Origin of the sequence: Streptomyces sp. FXJ1.172 (assembly GCF_001636945.3) — a bacterium.
GTDB lineage: Bacteria > Actinomycetota > Actinomycetes > Streptomycetales > Streptomycetaceae > Streptomyces.
This window is the reverse complement of sequence record NZ_CP119133.2, coordinates 572,043-594,178: the sequence shown is the minus strand read 5'-3', so window position 1 is coordinate 594,178 and position 22,136 is coordinate 572,043. Positions and strand designations below refer to the sequence as shown.

At 76.6% G+C, this 22,136-nt stretch carries 4 protein-coding genes; all 4 read left to right on the top strand.

Annotation, left to right across the window (positions count from 1 at the left end; all coding sequences use genetic code 11):
• Nucleotides 1-4: 4 nt before the first annotated feature.
• The 4 genes from A6P39_RS02990 to A6P39_RS02975 all read left to right on the top strand — a co-directional run bounded on the left by A6P39_RS02990 (nucleotide 5) and on the right by A6P39_RS02975 (nucleotide 21,818).
• The gene (locus A6P39_RS02990) at nucleotides 5-19,954 is read left to right on the top strand and encodes a non-ribosomal peptide synthase/polyketide synthase (RefSeq protein ID WP_275883791.1); all 19,950 of its coding nucleotides are present in this window, start codon (nucleotides 5-7) and stop codon (nucleotides 19,952-19,954) included.
• A gap of 153 nt (nucleotides 19,955-20,107) precedes the next feature.
• On the top strand, nucleotides 20,108-20,311 hold the full coding sequence (locus tag A6P39_RS02985) for an MbtH family protein (protein WP_067045059.1): 204 nt from the start codon (nucleotides 20,108-20,110) through the stop codon (nucleotides 20,309-20,311).
• Between the two features lie 133 nt (nucleotides 20,312-20,444).
• Nucleotides 20,445-21,161, top strand: coding sequence for a GNAT family N-acetyltransferase (locus A6P39_RS02980; RefSeq protein ID WP_234378861.1), 717 nt, complete (start codon nucleotides 20,445-20,447; stop codon nucleotides 21,159-21,161).
• A 261-nt stretch (nucleotides 21,162-21,422) separates the two neighbouring features.
• Complete coding sequence (locus A6P39_RS02975; RefSeq protein ID WP_067045056.1) at nucleotides 21,423-21,818, top strand: MFS transporter; 396 nt, start codon at nucleotides 21,423-21,425, stop codon at nucleotides 21,816-21,818.
• Nucleotides 21,819-22,136 lie beyond the last annotated feature (318 nt).

The following is a 22,136-nucleotide window of genomic DNA, read 5'->3' as shown; positions in this document are numbered from 1 at the left end:
GACCATGACGTCTTCGACCCCGTCGCACTCCGACGACCGCCCCGGCACCGGGTCCCCCACCCCGCGCGACCGCGCCCAGGCCCTGCCCGCCGACCTGCGCGAGGCGCTGCGCCGACGGCTGGCCGGACGCGCCGGTCCTGCGGCCGCCCCCGGGGCGCGCACCGGCATCCCGCGCGCCGACCGGGACCGCCCGCTGCCGCTGTCGTTCGCCCAGCAGCGCCTGTGGTTCCTGGACCGGCTGCGGCCGGGCGACCCCCGCTACAACAGCGCGGTCGCCGTCCGCTTCACCGGCGCACTGGACCGGCAGGTGCTGGCGCAGGCGCTGACCGCCGTCGTCGCCCGCCACGATGCCCTGCGCACCACGTTCGCCGAGCACGACGGCCGCCCCGTGCAGCAGGTCCACCCGGCCGGGCCGGTGCCGCTGCCGGTGCGCGACGTGCAGGACCTCGACGCGGCCCTGCGCGCGGAGTACGCCCGCCCGTTCGACCTGCGCCGGGGGCCGCTGCTGCGCGCCGTGCTGCTGAGAGAGTCCGGCACCGCGCACGTGCTGCTGCTCACCGCCCATCACATCGTCACCGACGGCTGGTCCATGGGCGTGGTCCTGGACGAACTGTGCACCGCCTACGACGCGCTGGCCCGGGGCGCGGCCCCGGACCTGCCCGCGGTGGCGGCCCAGTACCCGGACTTCGCGGTGTGGCAGCGCGAACGGCTCTCCGGCCCCGGCCTCGAACGCCAGCTGGCCCACTGGAAGGACCGGCTGTCCGGGGCGGTGGCACCCGGACTGCCGCTGGACCGGCCGCGCAGCGGCGAGGAGTCCGGCGCGGGCGCCGTGCACACCTTCACCGTGCCCGCCGCCGTCACGGACCGGCTGCGCGACCTCGCCAGGGAGCAGCACACCACCCTGTACACCGCCCTGGTCGCCGCCACGCAGGCCCTGCTGGCCCGCTGGTCCGGCCAGGACGACGTCACCGTCGGCTCCCTGACACCCGGCCGCTCCCGCACCGACCTGGAGCGCGCCGTCGGGTTCTTCGTGAACACGGTCGCGCTGCGCACCACGGTGGACACCTCCGCCTCCTTCCGGGACCTGCTCGCCGGGACCGCCGACACGGTCAACGACGCCTTCGCGTACGGCGACACGCCGTTCGAGCGGGTCGTCGAGGCGGCCGGCGCCGCCCGCGAGGCGGGCCGCAACCCGATGTTCGACGTGATGGTCCTGCTGCACCCCGAGCCGCCCGCCGCCCGCGCCCCGCACGGCCTGGGCACCGAGCCGGTCACCGTGCCCCGGCAGGCGGCCACCTTCGACCTGAGCGTGGAGTTCGTGCCCGACGGCGCGGGCCTGACCGGTCTGCTGGAGTACCGCACCGACCTGTTCGAGGCGGCCACGGCCGCCCGCCTCGCCGACCAGCTGCTGCGCCTGCTGCGGGCCGCCGCCGACACGCCCGACCGGCCCCTGGGCAGCGCACCCCTGCTGTCCGCCGAGGAGGCGCGGCAGGTCCTGCACGACTGGAACCCCGCCCCGCACCCGGTCCCCGACACCACCTACCCCGCCCTGTTCGAGGCCCGCGCCGCCCACACCCCCGACGCACTCGCCCTCGTCGCCGGCGGCGAACGGCTCGACTACGCGACCCTCAACGCCCGCGCCAACCGGCTCGCGCACCACCTCATCTCCCTCGGGGCCGGCCCCGAACGGCTGGTCGCCCTGCGCCTGCCGCGCACCGCCGACATGATCACGGCGATCCTCGCCACCTGGAAGTCCGGCGCCGGCTACCTCCCGCTGGACCGGGCCCTGCCCGAGGAACGCGTCCGCTACCTGCTGGACGACGCCCGCCCCGCGCTCGTCCTGGACGAGGCCGCCCTGCGCGCCGTGCCCGCCACCGCACCGGACACCGACCCCACCGACGCCGACCGGCGCGCCCCGCTGCACCCGCTGCACACCGCCTACGTCATCTACACCTCCGGGTCCACCGGCCGCCCCAAGGGCGTCGCCGTCGCCCACCGCTCCGCGGTGCACCTGCTGGCCGCGCACCGGGCGGGCTTCGTCGCCGAGGCCGGCGGCGGCCCGCTGCGGGTGGCCCTCACCGCGTCGTTCTCCTTCGACACCTCCCTCGAAGGCGTGCTGCTGATGGCCGACGGCCACCCGCTGCACCTGGTCGACGAGGTGACCCGGATGGACCCGGCCGCGCTGGTCGCCCACGTCGCCGAACACCGCATCGACTTCCTCGACGTCACCCCGTCCTACCTGCGGCAGCTGCTGCCCGCCGGACTGCTCACCGGCCCCGGGCACCGCCCCCGGGTCCTCATGCTCGGCGGCGAGGCGGTCGGCCCCGCCCTGTGGCGCGAGCTGGCCGCCCACCCCGACGTGACCGCGCACAACTTCTACGGCCCCACCGAGTGCACGGTCGACGCGCTGTCCTGCCGCATCGACGGCGGCGACCGCCCGCTGGTGGGCCGCCCGCTGCCCGGTGTCCGCGCCTACGTGCTGGACGGCCGGCTCCAGCCGGTGCCGCCCGGCGTCGGCGGCGAACTGTACCTCGCCGGCCCGCAACTGGCCCGCGGCTACACCGGCCGCCCGGGGCTGACCGCGGCCCGCTTCCTGCCCGACCCGTACGGGCCGCCCGGCACCCGGATGTACCGCACGGGCGACCTGGCCCGCTGGACGGCCGACGGCCGCCTGGACTACCTCGGGCGGGCCGACGACCAGATCAAGGTGCGCGGCCACCGCATCGAACCCGGGGAGATCGAGGCGGCCCTGCTGGACCTGCCCGCGATCGCCGCCGCCGCGGTCGTCGCCGTCCCCGACGCGCACGGCCACACCCGCCTGGCCGCCCACGTCGTGCCCGCGCCCGGCGCGGCCCGGCCGGCCCCCGCCGACCTGCGCGCGGCCCTGCGCCGCACCCTGCCCGACGCCCTGGTGCCGTCCTCCTTCACCGCCCTGGACGCCCTGCCGCTGACCACCAGCGGCAAACTGGACCGCCGCGCCCTGCCCGCGCCCGACACGGCCGAGGGCGACCGCGAGTTCACCGCCCCGCGCACCCCGGACGAGGAGACGCTCGCCGCCATCTGGGCCGAGGTGCTCGGCGTGGCCCGGGTCGGCGCCACGGACAACTTCTTCGAACTGGGCGGCGACTCGATCCTGAGCATCCAGGCCGTCTCCCGGGCCCGCGCGGCGGGCCTGCGGATCGGCTCCCAGGACGTCTTCCGGCACCAGACGGTCGCCGACCTCGCCGCCGCCGCGCGCCGCACCGCCGCCGTGCCCGCGCCCCGGCGCGCGCACGAGGACGGCCCCGCCCCGCTCACCCCGGTCCAGGAGTGGTTCTTCGCCACCCACGGGCCGCTGCGGCACTTCAGCATGCCGATGCTGCTCGACCTGCCGCACGACCTCGACGAGGCGGCCCTGGAACGGGCGCTGGCGGCCCTGACCGGCCACCACCCGGCGCTGCGCGCCCGCTTCACCCGCACGGACGACGGGACCTGGCGGCAGGAGCCCGGCACGGGCCCGGCCGGCGCACCGCTGACCCGCCACGCCCCTGACACCCCGCCCGCCGAGGCCGCCGACGCCGCCCGCGCGGCCCTGGACCCGGCCACCGGCGCGCTGCTGCGGGCGGCCCTGCTGACCGGCGGCGCACGGCCGCGGCTGTTCCTCGCCGTGCACCACCTGGCCGTCGACAGCGTCTCCTGGCGGGTCCTGCTCGCCGACCTGGAGCTGGCCTACCGGCAGGCCGCGGCCGGCGAGGAGCCCCGGCTGGAGCCCGAGCACACCCCGTTCGCCGACTGGGCGCGCCGGCTCGCCGAACGGGTGCGGGCCGGCGACCTGGACGACGACCTGCCGTACTGGACCGAGGAGACCGCACAGCCGCGCACCCCGCTCCCCGTCGACCTGCCCGGCACCCCGCTCGCCGGCTCCGTGCGCACCGTGCGCACCCGCGTGGACCGGACGACCACCGAGGCGCTGCTGCGGCGGGTGCCGGGCGTGTACCGCACCCAGGTCAACGACGTGCTGCTGAGCGCCCTGGGCCGGGTGCTCGCCGACTGGGCGGGCACCGACCGGGTCACCGTCGCCCTGGAGGGCCACGGCCGCGAGGAGGACCTCGCGGAGGGCGCCGACCTGTCCCGCACCGTCGGCTGGTTCACCACCCAGTACCCGGTCACCCTCCCCGTCGCGGACGCAGCGGACGGAGCCGACTGGGGCGCGACCCTGAAGGCCGTCAAGGAGCGGCTGCGGGCGGTGCCCCGCCGCGGCCTGAGCTACCAGGCCCTGGGCCACCTCGGCTCGCCCAGCCCGCAGGCGGCCGCGCTCGCCGGACTGCCGCTGCCCGAGGTCTGCTTCACCTACCACGGCCAGTGGGAGGCCGCCGCCGGCGGGGACTTCGCACCCGCCGCCGACGTGCCCGGCCGCGACACCGACCCCGCCCAGCCCCTGGACCACCTGCTCGACGTCTCCGCCGTGGTGTCCGACGGCGAGCTGGAGATCACCTGGCACTACAGCGAGCAGGTGCACCGGCCGTCCACCGTGCGGCGGCTGGCCGACGCGATGGTGGAGGCGCTCGGCGCCGTCGCCGACCACTGCGCCCGGCCCGGCGCGGGCGGCCGCACCCCCTCCGACTTCCCGCTCGCCCGGCTGGACCAGGCCGGTGTGGACCGGCTCGCCGGCGACGGCCGGGACGTGGCGGACCTGCTGCCGCTCACCCCGCTCCAGGAGGGCATGCTCTTCCACCGGCTGGTCGGCGGGAGCGACGACGTGTACGTCGACCAGGCCGCCCTGCTGCTGGAGGGCGTGAGCGACCCCACCGCGCTCGCCGTGGCCTGGCAGCGGGTCGCTGACCGCACCCCGGCCCTGCGCACCTCCGTCGTGTGGGAGGGCGTCCCGGTACCGCTCCAGGTCGTCCACCACCGCGTCACCGTCCCCGTCGAACAGCTCGACTGGCGCGACCTGGACGCCGGGGAGCGGGCCGAGCGCTGGGACCGGCTGCGCGCCGACGACCTCGCGCGCGGACTCGACCTCACCGCGGCGCCCCTGATGCGGCTGACGTTCGTCCGGCTCCCGGACGCCCGGCTGCACCTGCTGTGGACCTCCCACCACCTGATCCTGGACGGCTGGAGCCTGGCCCAGGTCCTCACCGAGGTGTTCGAGGAGTACCGGGCGCTCACCGCCGGCACCGAGTACCGGCCCCCGGCGCGGCGGCCGTTCGGCGACTACGTGCGCTGGCTGGCCGGCCAGGACGGCGAGGCGGCCCGCGCCCACTGGCGGGCCGTCCTCGACGGGTGGGCCACCCCCACCCCGCTGCCCGCCGACCGCGTCCGGCGCCCCGGGCACGAGACCCGCTCCGCGGCGGTGCACACGGCCGCCCTGTCCGAAGAGGTCTCCGCCCGGCTGGCCGCGACCGCACGGTCGGCCGGACTCACCCTGGGCACCGTGGTGCAGGGCGCCTGGGCGCTGCTGCTGGCCCGCTACAGCGGCGAACGGGAGGTGCTGTTCGGCACCACCGTCTCCGGCCGCCCCGACGACCTGCCCGGCGCCGAGTCCATGGTGGGCCTGTTCATCAACACCCTGCCCACCCGCATCCGGGTGGACGGCGGGCGCAGGGCCGCCGACTGGCTGCGCGAGCTTCAGGAGGCGCAGGCCGAGGCACGGCGGTTCGCCGCGGTGTCCCTGGCCGAGCTGACCGGGCTGAGCGACGTGCCCGCGGGCAGCCCCCTGTTCGACAGCATGGTCGCCTTCGAGAACTACCCCTTCGACGAAGCCCGTTCGGCCGCCACCGGCATCCGCCTCGCCGACGTCTCCTCCCGGGACGCCACCAACTACCCGCTGGTGCTGCGGGCGTACCAGGGCGCGCACGTCGGCTTCGACCTGGCCTACGACCCCGGCCTGTTCGACGCCGCCACCGCCGCGGACCTCGCCGGCCGGCTGTGCCTGCTGCTGACCGGGCTCGCCGACGACCCCGACCGCGCGCTGCGCGCCCTGCCCTGGACCACCGCCGCCGAACGGCACCGGATGCTGACCGAGTGGAACGGCACCGCCGAGGGCCGGCCCGCCGACACCCTGACCGGCCTGTTCGCCGCGCAGGCCGCCCGCACCCCGCACGCCGAGGCCGTCACCTGCGGCGACGACCGCCTCGACTACGCCACCCTGGACGCCCGGGCCGGCCGGCTCGCCCACCGCCTCGCCGAACTCGGCGCCCGCCCCGAGACGTTCGTGGCGCTCGCCCTGCCCCGCTCCACCGACCTCGTCGTGGCCGTCCTCGCCGTGCTGAAGACCGGCGCGGCCTACCTGCCCGTCGATCCCGCGCTGCCCGCCGAACGCGTCCGGCACCTGCTCGACGACGCCCGGCCGGTGGCGCTCGTGACCACCGCGGGCGCCACCGCGGGCACCGCGGCCGGCACCGCCGTGCCCGCTCTGCTGCTGGACGACCCGGACGTACGCGCCGACCTGGCCCGGCGCCCGGCCACCGGCCCCGCCGACCCCGCGCTGCCGGAGAGCCCCGCCTACGCCATCTACACCTCCGGCTCCACCGGCCGGCCCAAGGGCGTCGTCGTGCCGCACGCAGCCGTCGTCCGGCTGTTCACCCGCACCCGGCAGTGGTTCGGCTTCGGCCCCGACGACGTGTGGACACTGTTCCACTCCTACGCCTTCGACTTCTCGGTGTGGGAGCTGTGGGGCCCGCTGCTGCACGGCGGCCGGCTGGTGATCGTGCCCGAGGACACCGCACGCTCCCCGGAGGACTTCCTGCGCCTGCTCGCCGACGAACAGGTCACCGTCCTCAACCAGACGCCGTCCGCGTTCTACCCGCTCATCCGCGCGGACGCCGAACACCCCGGCGTCGGCGCACGGCTGGCCCTGCGCACGATCGTCTTCGGCGGCGAGGCACTGGACGTCACCCGGCTCGCCGACTGGTACGCCCGCCACCCGGACGACGCGCCCCGCCTGGTCAACATGTACGGCATCACCGAGACTACCGTGCACGTCACCTACGCCCCGCTGGACCGCGGCACGCGCGGCGGCACCGCGAGCCCCATCGGCACCGGCATCCCCGACCTGCGCGTCCACGTCCTCGACGACGCCCTGAACCCCGTACCGCCGGGCGCGGTGGGGGAGTTGTTCGTCGCCGGCGCGGGCCTGGCCCGCGGCTACCTGAACCGGCCCGGCCTCACCGCGACCCGCTTCCTCGCCGACCCGTTCGGACGCCCCGGCACCCGCATGTACCGCACGGGCGACCGGGCCCGCCGGCGGGCCGACGGCACCCTGGAGTACCTGGGCCGCGCCGATCAGCAGGTCAAGATCCGCGGCTACCGCATCGAGCCCGGCGAGATCGAGGCCGCGCTGCACACCCACCCGGACGTGGGCGCGGCCGCCGTCGGCGTGTACGAGGACTCCGCCGGCACCCGCAGGCTGGTGGCCCATGTCGTCGGTACCGGCACCGGAAACCGCGCCGCGCCCCCGCCCCCCGCCGCCGCCCTCCGCGCCCACCTCGAAGGACTGCTGCCCGCGCACATGGTGCCCGCGGCCTACGTCCCGATGGCCGCCCTGCCGCTGACCGTCAACGGCAAGCTGGACCGGCGCGCCCTGCCCGCGCCCGGACCCGACGGCTTCGCGGCCGACGGACCGCGCACCCCCCTGCGCACCGACGCCGAACGGCTCGTCGCCGCCGCCTGGATGGACGTCCTGGACACCGACGAGGTCGGCGCCGACGACAACTTCTTCGCACTCGGCGGCGACTCCATCCTCGCCGTCCGGGTCACCTCCCGGCTGCGCGCCGCCTTCGGCACCGACGTCTCGCCCCGGCTGCTGTTCACGCACCGCACGCTCTCCGCGCTCGCGGCCGCGCTCGGCGAGCCGCGGGAGGGGACCGGCGCCGGCCGCGGCGAGGCCGCCGACGCCATCCCGGCGACCGACCCGGACACGCCCGCACCGCTGTCGTACGCCCAGCAGCGGCTGTGGTTCCTCGACCGGTTCGAACCGGGCAGCACCGAGTACACCACCCTGTCCGTGCTGCGGCTGCGCGGACGGCTCGACCTCGCCGCCCTGCGCACCGCCCTGGACGGCCTGGTCGCCCGGCACGAGGCCCTGCGCACCACGTTCACCGAGGACGGCGGCGAGGCCCGGCAGGTCGTGCACCCGCCGCGGCCCGTCGACCTGCCGGTGGAGGACCTCCAGGACCGGGCCGCCCTGGACGCCCTGCTGGAGCGGGAGGCCGGCACCCCCTTCGACCTGGCCACCGGGCCGCTGCTGCGCGCCCGCCTGGCCCGGCAGGCTCCCGACGAGCACGTCCTCGTCCTGGCCGTGCACCACATCGTCACCGACGGCTGGTCCGTCGGCGTGCTCGGCCGGGACCTCGGCGAGCTGTACGCGGCGGCCCTCGACGGCCGCCGCCCCGACCTGCCCGGCCTGCCCGTCCGCTACGCCGACCACGCCGCCTGGCAGCGCGGCCGCGCCGACCGCGTCGAGGCCGGCCTCGCGTACTGGCGCCGCGCCCTGGACGGCGTACCCGCGCTGGAACTGCCCACCGACCGGCCGCGCCCGGCCGTGCGCACCCGCGACGGCGCCCTGGTCACCTTCACCCTGCCCGCCGCGCTGACCGAGCGGCTGCGCGAGCGCGGCCGGGAGTCCGACGCCACCTTGTACATGACCCTGGTGACGGCCTGCCAGGTGCTGCTCGCCCGCTGGGCCGGCCAGCAGGACCTCACCGTCGGCACCGTCACCGCCGGCCGCGACCGGCCCGAACTGCACGACGTGGTCGGCATGTTCGTCAACACCCTGGTGCTGCGCACCCGCGTCCGCCCCGAGCTGTCCTTCCACGCCCTGCTCACCGAGGTGCGGGGCACCGTCCTGGACGCCTTCGCCCACCAGGACGTGCCCTTCGAACGCGTGGTGGACGCCCTCCAGCCCGAGCGGGACACCAGCCGCACCCCGCTGTTCCAGGTCATGGTGGCCCTGCACAACCTCGGCGCCCGGGCACCCCGGCTGCCCGGGCTCACGGCCGAGCCGGTCACCCCGCCGGTCCGCAACGCCACCTTCGACCTCGCCTTCGACTTCGTCGAGACGGACGGCGGCCTCACCGGCCACCTGGAGTACAACACCGGGCTCTTCGACGCCGGCACCGCCGCATGGCTGGCCGAGCGGCTGCGCATCGTGCTGGAGGCCGCCGCCGCCGACCCGCGGCAGACCGTGGGCGCCCTGCCGATGATGACCGACGGTGAACGCCGGCAGGTGCTCGCCCAGGGCCGGGGCACCCCGTTGCCCGGGCCGGACACCACGTTCTGCGCCCTGTTCGAGGCCCAGGCCGCGCGCACCCCGCACGCGACCGCGCTGGTCGCCCGGGACACCACCCTCGACTTCGCCGCCCTCAACCGGCGGGCCAACCGGCTCGCCCACCACCTGATCGCCCAAGGCGCCGGCCCCGAGGACGTGGTCGCCGTACGGCTGCCCCGCACCTCCGGGCTGCCGGTGGCGCTGCTCGCGGTCCTCAAGGCGGGCGCCACCCTGCTCTGCCTCGACCCCGGACTCCCCGAGGACCGCGTGCGGTACCTCCTCGACGACGCCCGGCCGCACACCGTGCTGACCGGCCTCGACGACGTGCCCTGGGACCGGCTGCCCGACCACGACCCGTCCGACGCGGACCGCGTCCGGCCGCTGCTGCCCGGGCACACCGCCTACGTCGTCTACACCTCCGGTTCCACCGGCCGCCCCAAGGGCGTCGCCGTCGAGCACCGGCACCTGGTCAACCTCTGCCACGACCACCGCGAGAACCTGCTCGCCCCGCACACCGCGGACGGACGCCGGCTGCGGGCCGCGCTCAGCGCCTCGTTCTCCTTCGACACCTCCTGGGAGGGCGCCCTGCTCCTCGCCCGCGGCCACGAGGTCCACCTCGTCGACGAGGACGTGCGGCTCGACCCCGAGGCGTTCTGCGCCCAGGTCGCCGAGCACCGTCTCGACCTGGTCAACGTCACCCCGTCGTTTCTGCGCGAGCTCACCGCCGCCGGCCTGCTCGCCCCCGGCCGCCACCACCCGCGCCTGCTGCTCGTCGGCGGCGAGGCGGTGCCCACCGCCACCTGGCGCGAACTCGCCGCGGTGGAACGGGACCTGGGCATCGCCGTGTACAACATGTACGGGCCCACCGAGTGCACCGTCGACGCGGCCTACGCCCGCACCACCGACCGCCCCGACCGCCCGGTCATCGGCCGTCCCGGCGGCAACCTGCGGGCCTACGTGCTCGACGGCGCCCTGCGCCCGGTCCCGCCCGGCGTGCCCGGCGAGCTGTACCTCGCCGGAGCGCAGGTGGCCCGCGGCTATCTCGGCCGGCCCGGCCTGACCGCCACCCGCTTCCCGGCCGACCCGTTCGGCGCGCCGGGCGAGCGCATGTACCGCACCGGGGACCGGGCCCGCTGGGACCGGGGCGGGCTGCTGGAGTTCCTCGGCCGGGTGGACGAGCAGGTCAAGATACGCGGGTTCCGCATCGAACCCGGCGAGGTCGAGGCCGCCCTGCTTGCCCACCCCGACGTCGCCGACGCGGCGGTGACCGCACGCGAACACGCCGGCCGCCTCCTGCTCGTCGGCTACGTCGTGCCCGCCCCCGGCCGCAGCCCCGGCGCCGACGCACTGCGCGTCGCGCTGCGCCGCACCCTGCCCGACCACATGGTGCCCGCCGCGTTCGTGCCGCTGGCCCGCATCCCACGCACCACCAGCGGCAAGACCGACCGGAACGCCCTGCCCGCCCCGCCCGAGCAGCCCGACAGCGGCACCCCGTACGTCGCCCCGCGCAACGGCACCGAGGAACGCCTCGCCGCCATCTGGGCCGACGTCCTCGGCGTCGAACGGGTCGGCGCCCGGGACAACTTCTTCGCGCTCGGCGGCGACTCGATCCTCAGCATCCAGATCGTCTCCCGCGCCCGGCAGTGCGGCCTCGCACTCACCACCAAGGACGTCTTCCGCCACCAGACCGTCGCCGAACTCGCCCTGCAGGTCACCGAGTCGGCGCCACGCCCGGCGGCCGGCGACGCCACCGGGCCGGCCGAGGCACCCCTCACCCCGATCCAGCACTGGTACCTCGACGGCCGCGAACCCGGCGAGCGACTGCGGTTCACCATGACCCAGCGCCTCGAACTCGCCCCCGGCACCGACGCCTCCGCCTGGCGGCAGGCAGCCGACGCCCTCGTGCGCCGGCACCCGGCCCTGCGCACCCGCTTCCAGCGCACCGGCGAGACCTGGCGCCAGCAGGTGCTGCCCGAGGCGCCGGACACCGTCTTCACCCGCCACGACCTGACCGGCGCCGACGGCCCGGCGGCGGAGGCGGCGGTCCAGCGGTGCACCGAGCAGGCACAGGCCGGCCTCGACCCCACCGCGGGCCGGGTGGTGCGCGTCCTGCTCTTCGACCGCGGCCCGCAGCTGCCCGGCCAGCTCGTCGTCACCGCGCACCACCTGGTGATCGACGGCGTGTCCTGGCGCATCGTCCTGGCGGACCTGGAGAGCGCCTACCGGGCGGCCGCCGCCGGCCGCCCGGCCGAACCGCCGGCCGCGAGCACGCCGTACGGCCACTGGGCGGACCGGCTGGAGCGGCACACCCGCTCCGGCGCCTTGGACGCGGACCTGCCGTACTGGACGCGCACCGCCGCCGCCCCGGCCGCGCTGCCCGCGGGCCGGCCCGGCCTGAACACCCACGGCACGGCCGCCACGCTCACCGTCACGCTGGACGCCGCGACCACCGACGCCCTGCTGCGGCACGTCCCGGAGGTCTACCGCACCCAGGTCAACGACGTCCTGCTCAGCGCCCTCGGCCGCACCCTGGCCCGCTGGTGCGGCCGCGACACCGTCCTGCTCGGCGTGGAGGGCCACGGTCGCGAGGACCTCTTCGAGGCCGTGGACCTGTCGCGGACCGTGGGCTGGTTCACCGCCGAGTTCCCGCTCGCCCTGCGCGTCGCCCCGGACGCCGGCTGGCACGACACCCTCCGCTCGGTGAAGGAGCAGCTGCGCGCCGTGCCGCTGCACGGTCTCAGCCACGGCGCCCTGCGCCACCTGCGGCCCGGCAGCCCGCTCGCCGGCGCCCCGGCCCCGCAGATCGGCTTCAACTACCACGGGCAGTGGGACGCGGGCGCCCCCGACGGCGACGGCCCGGTCCGCGGCCCGCTGCCCCCGGCCGGCCGGGACACCGACCCCGACGCACCCCGCCCCTACCTCCTGGACGTCACCGGCGTGGTCCAGCAGGGACAGCTGGAACTGGGCTGGACCTACCCGCCGGGCGTCTACGACGAGGACACCGTCCGGCGGCTCGCGGACGACACGATCGCCGCCCTGCGCGACATCGTGCGGCACTGCGCGACGCCCACCGCCGGCGGCCGCACCCCGTCCGACTTCCCGCTGGCCGGCCTCGGCCAGGACCAGCTGGACCGGCTCGTCGGCGACGGCCGGCACGTCGCCGACGTGCTGCCGCTCACCCCGCTGCAGTCCGGCATGCTCTTCCACGGCCTGGTCGACACCGAGCACGCCTACTTCGACCGCACGGCCGTCCGGCTGTCCGGGGTGGCCGACCCGCGCGCCTTCGCCGTCGCCGGGCAGCAGGTCGCCGACCGCACCCCGGCGCTGCGCACCAGCGTCCACTGGCAGAACCTGCCCCACCCCGTCCAGGTCGTCCACCACCGCGCCGAACTGCCCGTCACCCACCTCGACTGGCGCACCCTCGCCCCGGCCGAGCGGGCCGCGGCCACCGAGCGGCTGCTCGCCGAGGACCGCGCGGCGGGCATGGACCTCACCACCGCGCCGCTGACCCGCCTCACCCTGGCCGCCCTGCCGGACGACGAGGTGCTGATGCTGTGGTCCACCCACCACATCGCGCTCGACGGCTGGAGCACCGGGCAGCTCCTCACCGAGGTCTGCGCACGCTACGCCGAGCTCACCGGCGGCCCGCACACCCCGCCGCCGGCACGGCGGCCCTTCGCCGACTTCCTGCACTGGCTGGCCACGCAGGACGAGACGGCGGCCGAACGGCACTGGGCCGACGCCCTGGACGGGGTCACCGCCCGCACCCCCCTGCCCTACGACCGCACCCCCGCCGAGGCGCACCGCACCCGGTCCGCCGCGGCCGTCCACCAGGAGCTGGACGCCCCCACTTCGCAGCGGCTGCGGGAGACCGCCGCCCGCGCCGGGCTCACCGTCAACACCGTGGTGGAGGGCGCCTGGGCGCTGCTGCTGGCCCGCACCAGCGGCCGGGACGACGTGGTGTTCGGCACCACCGTCTCCGGCCGCCCGGCCGAACTGCCCGGCGTCGAGGGCATGATCGGCATGTTCATCAACACCGTCCCCACCCGGGTGCGCATCCCGTCCGGGCCCGTGCTGCCCTGGCTGCGCGGCCTCCAGGAACGGCAGAGCGAGGCCCGCCGGTTCGACCACCTCGCGCTGCCGCGCATCCAGGCGGTCACCGGCGTCCCGGCCGGCGAGCCGCTGTTCGACAGCATGGTGGTCTTCGAGAACTACCCCGTGGACGAGGCCGCCACCGCCCGCACCGGCGTCCGCGTCGAGGAGGTCCGCGCCGACGACGCGACCACCTTCCCCTGGTGCCTGCGCGCCCACCTCGCCGACCGGCTCGCCTTCGACCTGGCCTACGACCCCGCCCTGTTCGACCCGGCCACCGTCGAGCGCGCCGCGGACCGCCTGACCGCCCTTCTCACCGCCCTCGCCGACGGGTTCGGCACCGGCCTGGACGAGCTGGACCTGCTCACCCACGCCGACCGTGAGCTGCTGGCCGCCTGGAACACCACCGCACGCCCGGCCCGGCCGCACAGCCCCGTCGCCCTGTTCGCCGCACAGGTGCGCCGCACCCCGGACGCGACCGCCGTGCGCGACGGCGACCGCGACCTGACCTACCGGGACCTGGCCGACTGGGCGGGGCGGCTCGCGGCGCGGCTGGTGGCGGACGGGCTCGCCGCCGAGGACCGGGTGGCGCTGCTGATGGACCGCTCGGCCGAACTCGTCGTCGCCCAGCTCGCGGTGCTCATGGCGGGCGGCGCCTACCTGCCCGTCGACACCCGGGCCCCCGGGGAACGCCGCCGCCTCCTGCTCGGCCAGGCCGGCGCCGCGGTCCGGCTCACCGCGGCCGACGTCGCCGCCGCCCGCACCGCCGGCGCGGACGGCCCGCTGCCGGCCGCCGACCCCGACCGGGCGGCGTACGTGATGTTCACCTCCGGCTCCACCGGCCGGCCCAAGGCGGTCGTCGTCCGCCACCGCGACGTGGCCGCCCTGGCCACCGACAGCCGGTTCACCGGCGGGGCGTGCGCACGGGTGCTGCTGCACTCGCCGGTCGCCTTCGACGCGGCCACCTTCGAGGTGTGGGCGCCCCTCCTCAACGGCGGCTGCGTCGTCGTCGCCCCCGCCGGCGGGGTGGACGCGGCCCTGCTGCGCCGGCTCGCCGCCGACGGCGGACTGACCGCGCTCTGGCTGACCGCGGGGCTGTTCCGGCTGCTCGCGCAGGACGCCCCCGACTGCTTCCGCGGCCTCGGCCAGGTGTGGACCGGCGGTGACGTCGTCCCCGCCCAGTCCGTGCGCCGGGTCCTGGCCGCCTGCCCCGGCCTGACCGTCGTGGACGGCTACGGTCCCACCGAGACCACCACGTTTGCCACCTCCTACGCCCTGACGGACCCGGCGGCCGTACCGGACACCATCCCCGTCGGCCACCCCCTGGACGACATGCGCGTCCAGGTCCTCGACGCCCGGCTGCGGTCCGTGCCGCCCGGCTGCGCGGGCGAGCTGTACTTGTCCGGGGAGGGCGTGGCCCGCGGCTACCTGGGCCGGCCGGGTGACACCGCGGCGCGGTTCCTCGCCGACCCCGCCGGCCCGCCCGGAGCCCGCATGTACCGCACCGGCGACCTCGCCCGGCGGCGGCCGGACGGCGCCGTGGAGTTCCTCGGCCGCGCCGACGACCAGGTGAAGATCCGCGGCTTCCGGGTGGAGCCCGGCGAGGTCGAGGCCGTCCTCGCCGCCCACCCGGGCGTCCTCGACGTGGCCGTGCTGGCCCGCGAGGACCGGCCGGGCGCCAAACGGCTCGTGGCCTACGTCGTCGGCCCGGCCGGCGAGGACGAGGAGGAACTGCGGGCCCGCGCCGCCCGCAGCCTGCCCGAGTACCTGGTGCCCACCGCCTTCGTCCCGCTCGCCGCCCTCCCGCTCAGCGGCAACGGCAAGGTCGACCGGGCCGCCCTGCCCGCGCCCCGGACGCCCGAACCGGCCGCGCGGGTGGCACCGCAGACCGAGGCGGAGCGCCGCACGGCGGAGGTCTTCGGCGAGGTGCTCGGCACCGAACCGCCCGGCGTGCAGGACGACTTCTTCCAGCTCGGCGGCGACTCGATCCTCAGCATCCGGCTCGCCGCCCGCCTCGCCGCGGCCTTCGACACCGACGTCACCCCGCGCGCGGTGTTCACCCACCCGACCCCGGCCGGGCTGGCCGCGCTGCTCGGCGCGCGCCAGGGCTCCGGCCGGCCGGAGATCGTCCCGGTCCGCCGCGACGGGCTCGCCCCGATGTCGTACGCCCAGCAACGCCTGTGGTTCCTGGAGGAGTTCGCGCCGGGCGGCGCCGAGTACGTCACCGCGCTCGCCCTGCGCCTGCGCGGCACGCTCGACCTGCGGGCCCTGCGCGCGGCCCTGGCCGCCGTCGTGGCCCGGCACGAGTCGCTGCGCACCACCTTCGACAGCGTCGACGGGCACGGCGTGCAGCGCGTCCACCCGCCGCAGGACGACATGCCGCTGGACGTCCGGGACCTGACCGGGGAGGCCGGGGACGAACAGCAGCGGGCACTGCGCCGCCTCCTCGCCGAGGAACGCACCCGCCCCTTCGACCTGCGCCGCGGACCGCTGCTGCGCACCCTGCTGGTCCGGCTGGCCGACGACGACCACGTGCTCGGCCTCACCCTGCACCACATCGTCACCGACGGCTGGTCCACCTCGGTCCTGCTCGGCGACCTCGCCCACTTCTACCGGGCCGAACACGGCGTCGTGCAGGAGGACCTGCCACCGCTGCCGGTCCAGTACACCGACTACGCGCACTGGCAGCGCGCCGCGGCCGGCGCCGGCGACGACGAGCACCTCGCCTACTGGAAGGAGCACCTGGCCGGCACCGCACCGCTGGACCTGCCCACCGCCCGGCCCCGGCCGCCGGTGCGCACCAGCGCCGGCGCGACCACCCGCGTGGTGGTGCCCGCCCGGACCGCCCGGCGGCTGACCCGGCTCGCCCGGGACCGGGGCACCACCCTGTTCACCACCCTCGTCGCCGCCGCCCAGGCCTACCTGGCCCGGCTGTCCGGCGCCGAGGACATCGCCGTCGGCACCGTCACCTCCGGCCGCGACCGCGCCGAGACGCAGGCCCTGGTCGGCTTCTTCGTCAACACTCTGGTGCTGCGCTCGACCGCGCGGACCGGACAGTCCTTCAGCGACTTCCTCACCACGGTCCGCCGCACGGTCCTCGACGCCTTCGCCCACCAGGACGTGCCGTTCGAGCGCGTCGTCGACGAGGTGCAGCCCGTCCGCGACACCAGCCGCAGCCCGCTCTTCCAGGTCATGGTCGTCCTCCAGAACACCCCGGCGAGCGGTCTCGACCTGCCCGGCCTCGACGTCACCGACGTGCCGCCGGAGTCGGAACAGGCCGCCTTCGACCTCACCTTCGAGTTCGCCGAGGCCGGCTCGGGGGCCCTGCACGGCCTGCTCACCTACAACACCGACCTGTTCGACGCGGCCACGGCCGAACGCATGGCCGGCCAGCTCGCCACCCTGCTGGGCGCGGTCGCCGAGGACCCCGACCGCCCGCTCGGCGCGCTGCCGCTGACCACCGACACCGAGCTGAAGGGCCTGCTCGACCAGGGCCGGGGAACCTTCCACCCGGTACCGGAGGAGACCCTGCCCGCCCTGTTCGAACGGCAGGCGGCCCGCACCCCGGACGCGGTGGCCCTCGCCGACGGCGACCGCGAGCTCACCTACGCCGAGGTCGACCGGGCGGCCAACCGGCTCGCCCACCGGCTGATCCGGGACGGCGCCGGGCCCGAGCAGGTGGTGGCCCTCGCCCTGCCCCGCTCGGCGGCGACCGTGGTGGCCCAGCTCGCCGTCGCCAAGGCCGGCGGCGCCTTCCTGCCCGTCGACCCCGACTACCCGCCGCAGCGGCGGGAGTTCATGCTCCGCGACGCCGGCGCCCGGCTGGTCGTCAGCGACCCGGCCGAGGTGTGGGCCGCCGACGGCCCGCAGACCGCCCCCACCGACGCCGACCGCACCGCGCCGCTCACCCCCGACCACCCCGCCTACGTCATCTACACCTCGGGATCCACCGGCACCCCCAAGGGCGTCACCGTCACCCACCGGGGCCTCGCCTCGTTCGCCGCGGCCGCCGCCGACCGGTACGCCGCCGGCCCCGGTGACCGGGTCCTCCAGTTCGCCTCGCCCAGCTTCGACGCCTCCGTGCTGGAACTGTGCGTCTCCCTGCTGAGCGGCGCCACGCTGGTGACCGGCGAGGAAGGGCCGCTGATCGGGGAACGCCTTGCGGAGGTGCTCGCCGGACGGCGCATCAGCCACACGCTGATCCCGCCGGCCGCGCTGGCCACCGTCCCGCCGGAGACGGCCGCCGCCCTGCCCGCGCTGCGCACGCTCATCGTCGGCGCGGAGGCCTGCCCGGCCGACCTGGTGGCCACCTGGGCACCCGGCCGCCGGATGATCAACTCCTACGGGCCCACCGAGGCCACCGTGGTCGCCACCTGGACCGGCCCGCTCACCCCCGGCACCGGAGCCCCGCCCATCGGCCGCCCCGCCGGCCACACCCGCGTCCTCGTCCTGGACACCGCCCTGCGCCTCGTCCCGCCCGGCGTCACCGGCGAGCTGTACGTCGCCGGACCGGGACTGGCCCGCGGCTACCTCGGCCGGCCCGGACTCACCGCCCAGCGGTTCGTCGCCGACCCGTTCGGCGCGCCGGGGGAGCGGATGTACCGCACCGGCGACCTGGTCCGCTGGACCGCCGACGGCCTGCTCCGGTTCGCCGGACGCGCCGACGACCAGGTCAAGCTGCGCGGCTTTCGCATCGAGCCGGGGGAGATCGAGGGCGCGCTGCGCCGCAGCCCCCTGGTGCGGGACGCGGCCGTCGCCGTCCGCGAGGGCGCGGGCGAGGGCGCCCCGGCCCGGCTCGTCGCCTACGTCGTGCCCACCGGGCCGGCCGGGGGACCGCTGCCCGTCGGCGAGCTGCGGCTGCATCTGGCCGAGCTGCTGCCGCCGCACATGGTGCCGTCCGTCTTCGTGCCGCTCGACCGGTTGCCGCTCACCCCGAACGGCAAGCTGGACCGGCGGGCGCTGCCCGCACCCGGGCCGGCCCAGGCCGGGGACACGCCGCGCACCGCGCCGCGCACCGACACCGAGCGCCGCATCGCCCGCATCTGGGCCGACGTGCTGGGCATCGAGGAGGTCGGCGCCGACGACAACTTCTTCGCGCTGGGCGGTGACTCCATCCTGACCATGCAGGTCGTCTCCCGGCTGCGCCGCGACGGCCTGCACGTGGCCACCCGGGACCTGTTCACGCACCAGACCGTCGCCGAACTCGCCACCGTCGTGCGCAGCGCGCCCGAGCGGACGGGGGAGGGCCCGGTGACCGGCGAGGTGCCGCTCACGCCGATCCAGCAGTGGTTCCTCACCAGCCCGCGCGCCGCCCACCACCACTTCAACCAGTCGGCGCTGCTGGAACTCGACGGCACGCCTGACCAGCGGGCGCTGCGGGCCGCGCTCGACGCGCTGCTGGAGCACCACGACGCCCTGCGCATGCAGTTCACCCGGTCCGCCGGCACGGATGGCCACGGCACCGGCTGGCGCCAGTTCAACCCGCCGCCCGCCGCCCACGATGTCCTGGTGTGCCACGACCTCACCGGCCTGTCCGCCGAGGAGGCCGACACGGCCATGGAGAAGACCGCGGACGAACTGCACGCCGGGTTCGACCTGGCCCGCGGCCCCCAGCTGCGGGCGGCGCTGTTCACCGGGGGCCCGGACCGGCCGGCGTTCCTGCTGCTCGTCGCCCACCACCTCGTCGTGGACGCGGTCTCCTGGCGCATCCTGCGCGACGACCTGGAGACCGCGTACCGGCAGGCGCTCGAGGGCGGCCCGGTCAGCCTGGGCGAGCGCAGCACCAGCTTCCGCACCTGGTCGCGACGGCTGGCCGCGCACGTCGCCGAGGGCGGCCTCGACCACGAACTGCCGTACTGGGAGGAGGCGGTGCGCGCCGAGCCGGCCCCGGCCGCCCCCGCACCGCAGGCCGGGACGGCACCGGCCGCCGTGGTCGGCGTGGAACTGGACGAGGACGACACCGCCGCCCTGCTGCGGGCCGCGCCCACCGCCTACCGAACCCGCGTCGACGACGTCCTGCTCGCCGCCCTCACCCTGGCCCTGGCCCGCTGGACCGGCCACGACCGGGTCCGCCTGGACCTGGAGGGCCACGGCCGTGAGGACCTGCTCGACGGGGTGGACCTGTCCCGCACGGTCGGCTGGTTCACCACCGTCTACCCGGTCGCCGTCCAGGTCCCCGACCCCGGCGACCTGGGCCCCGACCGCGACTGGCGGGCCCTGGTGAAGTCCGTGCGCCGCCAGCTGCGCGCGGTGCCCGGCAACGGCATCGGCTTCGGCGCCCTGCGCACCTTCGGTCCGCCCGAGGTCCGCGAGCGCCTCGGTGGCAGCGCGCACAGCCAGGTGGTGTTCAACTACCTCGGCCAGTGGGACGCCCGTCCGGAGACCGCGGGCGGCGGGCTGGTCCGCGCCGAGCACGGTTCCTTCGGACAGGACCACGACCCGCGGGACCCCGGCTCGCACCCGGTGGAGGTGGTGGGCGCGGTCCAGCACGGCCGGCTCGCCTTCACATGGCACCACCGCCCCGGCGTCCACGACACGGCGGCCGTGCGCCGGGTGGCCGAGGAGTTCGCCGGGGCCCTGCGGCAGCTGGCCCGGCACGCCCGGGGAGGCCGGTGACGGCCCTGCCGGGCCGCGGGGCACCGTGCCGGGCCACCGCCCGGCACGGCCCGCACCCCTCCCGCGCCCCTCCGCGACAGGACGACCTCCACCCGACGACACCTGCACGACGACGCCCGTACTGACGACACCCACAGGACGAAGGAGCCCGACATGGACGAGAACACCCGTTACCAGGTGCTGCGCAACGACGAGGAGCAGTACTCCCTGTGGCCCGCCGACATCGAGGTGCCCGCCGGCTGGCAGCCCGTCGGCAAGGAGGGCACCGAGGCCGAGTGCTCCGCCTACGTAGACGAGGTCTGGACCGACATGCGGCCCAAGAGCCTGCGCGAGCGCATGGAGAACGCCGGCGCCTGACCGGCCCGCACCACGGCACGCCGGGCCGGCCCGCCGCCGGCCCGGCACCGTCGCCCCCCGACCGCACCACCTCCGGGCGCCCCACCGCCCTCGGCCACCCAGCACCGTGCCGCACCATCCCGAGGAGCCCGCCATGATCCCCGTACTCCACACCGAACGCCTGGAGTTTCTCCCCTACAGAGCCGAGGACGAGGACCACTTCGTCGCCCTCCTGCGCAACGAGGAGGTGTGCCGCTGGATGGGCCAGGATCTGGTGCCCGAAGTGGACCTGCGCACCCTGTTCCGCGCCATCCTCACCGACGTCTACCCCCAGCGCCGCTTCGACGTGTGGGGCCTGTGGCTGGCGGACACCTACGTCGGCCACGCCGAGATCAAGCCGACCGGCAACGTCGACGGCCACGAACTCGTCACCGCGCTCGCCCCCGCCCACTGGGGCCGCGGACTGGGGGCCGAGGTGGTGCGCGGCCTGCTCCGGCACGCCGCCGACGACCTCGGGCTCACCGAGGCGTACGGCATGGTCGGCGCCGACAACACCGCCAGCCTCGCCATGTGCCGCCGACTGGGCTTCCGGCACGTCCGGGACGTCGTCGACGAGGACGGCTCCGTGACGAAGATGCTGGTCGTACCCACCCTGCCCGCCGACGCCGGGTCGGGCACCGGGCCAGCGGACCGGGCGCCCTCCCGGGCCGTAGCGGCGGACCGTGCTCCGTTGGCCGCCGGAGCGGCGGATGCGGCTCCGGCCGCTACCGTGCCCGCCCCGGCCCCAGCCCGCCCCGAGCCCTCCGCCGGCCCGGTGCCCGGCTCCGAGCCGCCCGGCGGCAGCCCGGCGAGCGCCAAGAACCCGGTGTGAGCTGGCCGCCGCTCACCGAGGACGTGGCCGGGCCGACCGCTGACGGCTCACTCGACCTGTCGCGCAACCGCGACTTCAACCTGCTGGGGACCGGGCAGTGCCTGTCCGACCTGGGGGTCCGCCGCGCAGGCCGGGCTCGTCACCACCATGGTGTGCCGGTTGCCGGCCGGGGTCCTCGTGGACCGGTTCGACCGGCGCCGAGTGATGGTTCTGTGCGACGTGCTCAGGCTCGCCGGGTAGGCCCTGCTCGGCTGGGCCGTCGTGGCGGGCGCGGCGTCGCTGCCGGTGATCCTCGCAGTGGTCGTCTCCGGCGCCGCCGCCACGGCCGTGTTCAGCACCGCAGAGCACGCCGCGGTCCGCAACCTCGTATCGCTCGACCGGCTCACCACCGCCGTCGCCCGCAACGAGGCGCGCACCTATGGTGTGTCGCTGGCCGGACCGCCGCTGGGCGGCCTGCTGTTCGGGATCGGCCGGGCGCTGCCCTTCGCCGACAACGCGCTGAGCTTCCTGCTCTCCCTGGTGGCGGTCCTGTGCATCCGCCGGCCCCTCCAGCAGGACCGGCATAGGCCCAGTGTGTGGGGGTTCGGCCTCGGGATATCGGTACAGCGGCACTTGGTCCTGAGGCCACCGGGTCACCTCCCGACGGCACCCAGCTGAACGACCTGTAGGTTGCGCTGGCCAACGTCGCCGACAACAACGTCAACGCCCCCGTCACCACCCTGCGCAGCACGGACACCGAGGCACCCCTGCCGAACTGCCCCGCCCGGCGGATACGGCAGTGGGAGCTGCTCCAGCCGCTGGCCGACCAGGTCCGGGAGGTGACCCTTACCTTCGACTACGACGCCGTGGGGAGCCACGCCAAGGCGCTCGCCGTGGTGGAGCGCGAGGTACCGGCGGTCGTGCTCGGCCCCTGAGTTCCCGGCCGGCAGGGGGACAGCGACCGGGGCCTGGGGGCGAACGGTTACACGCGTACCG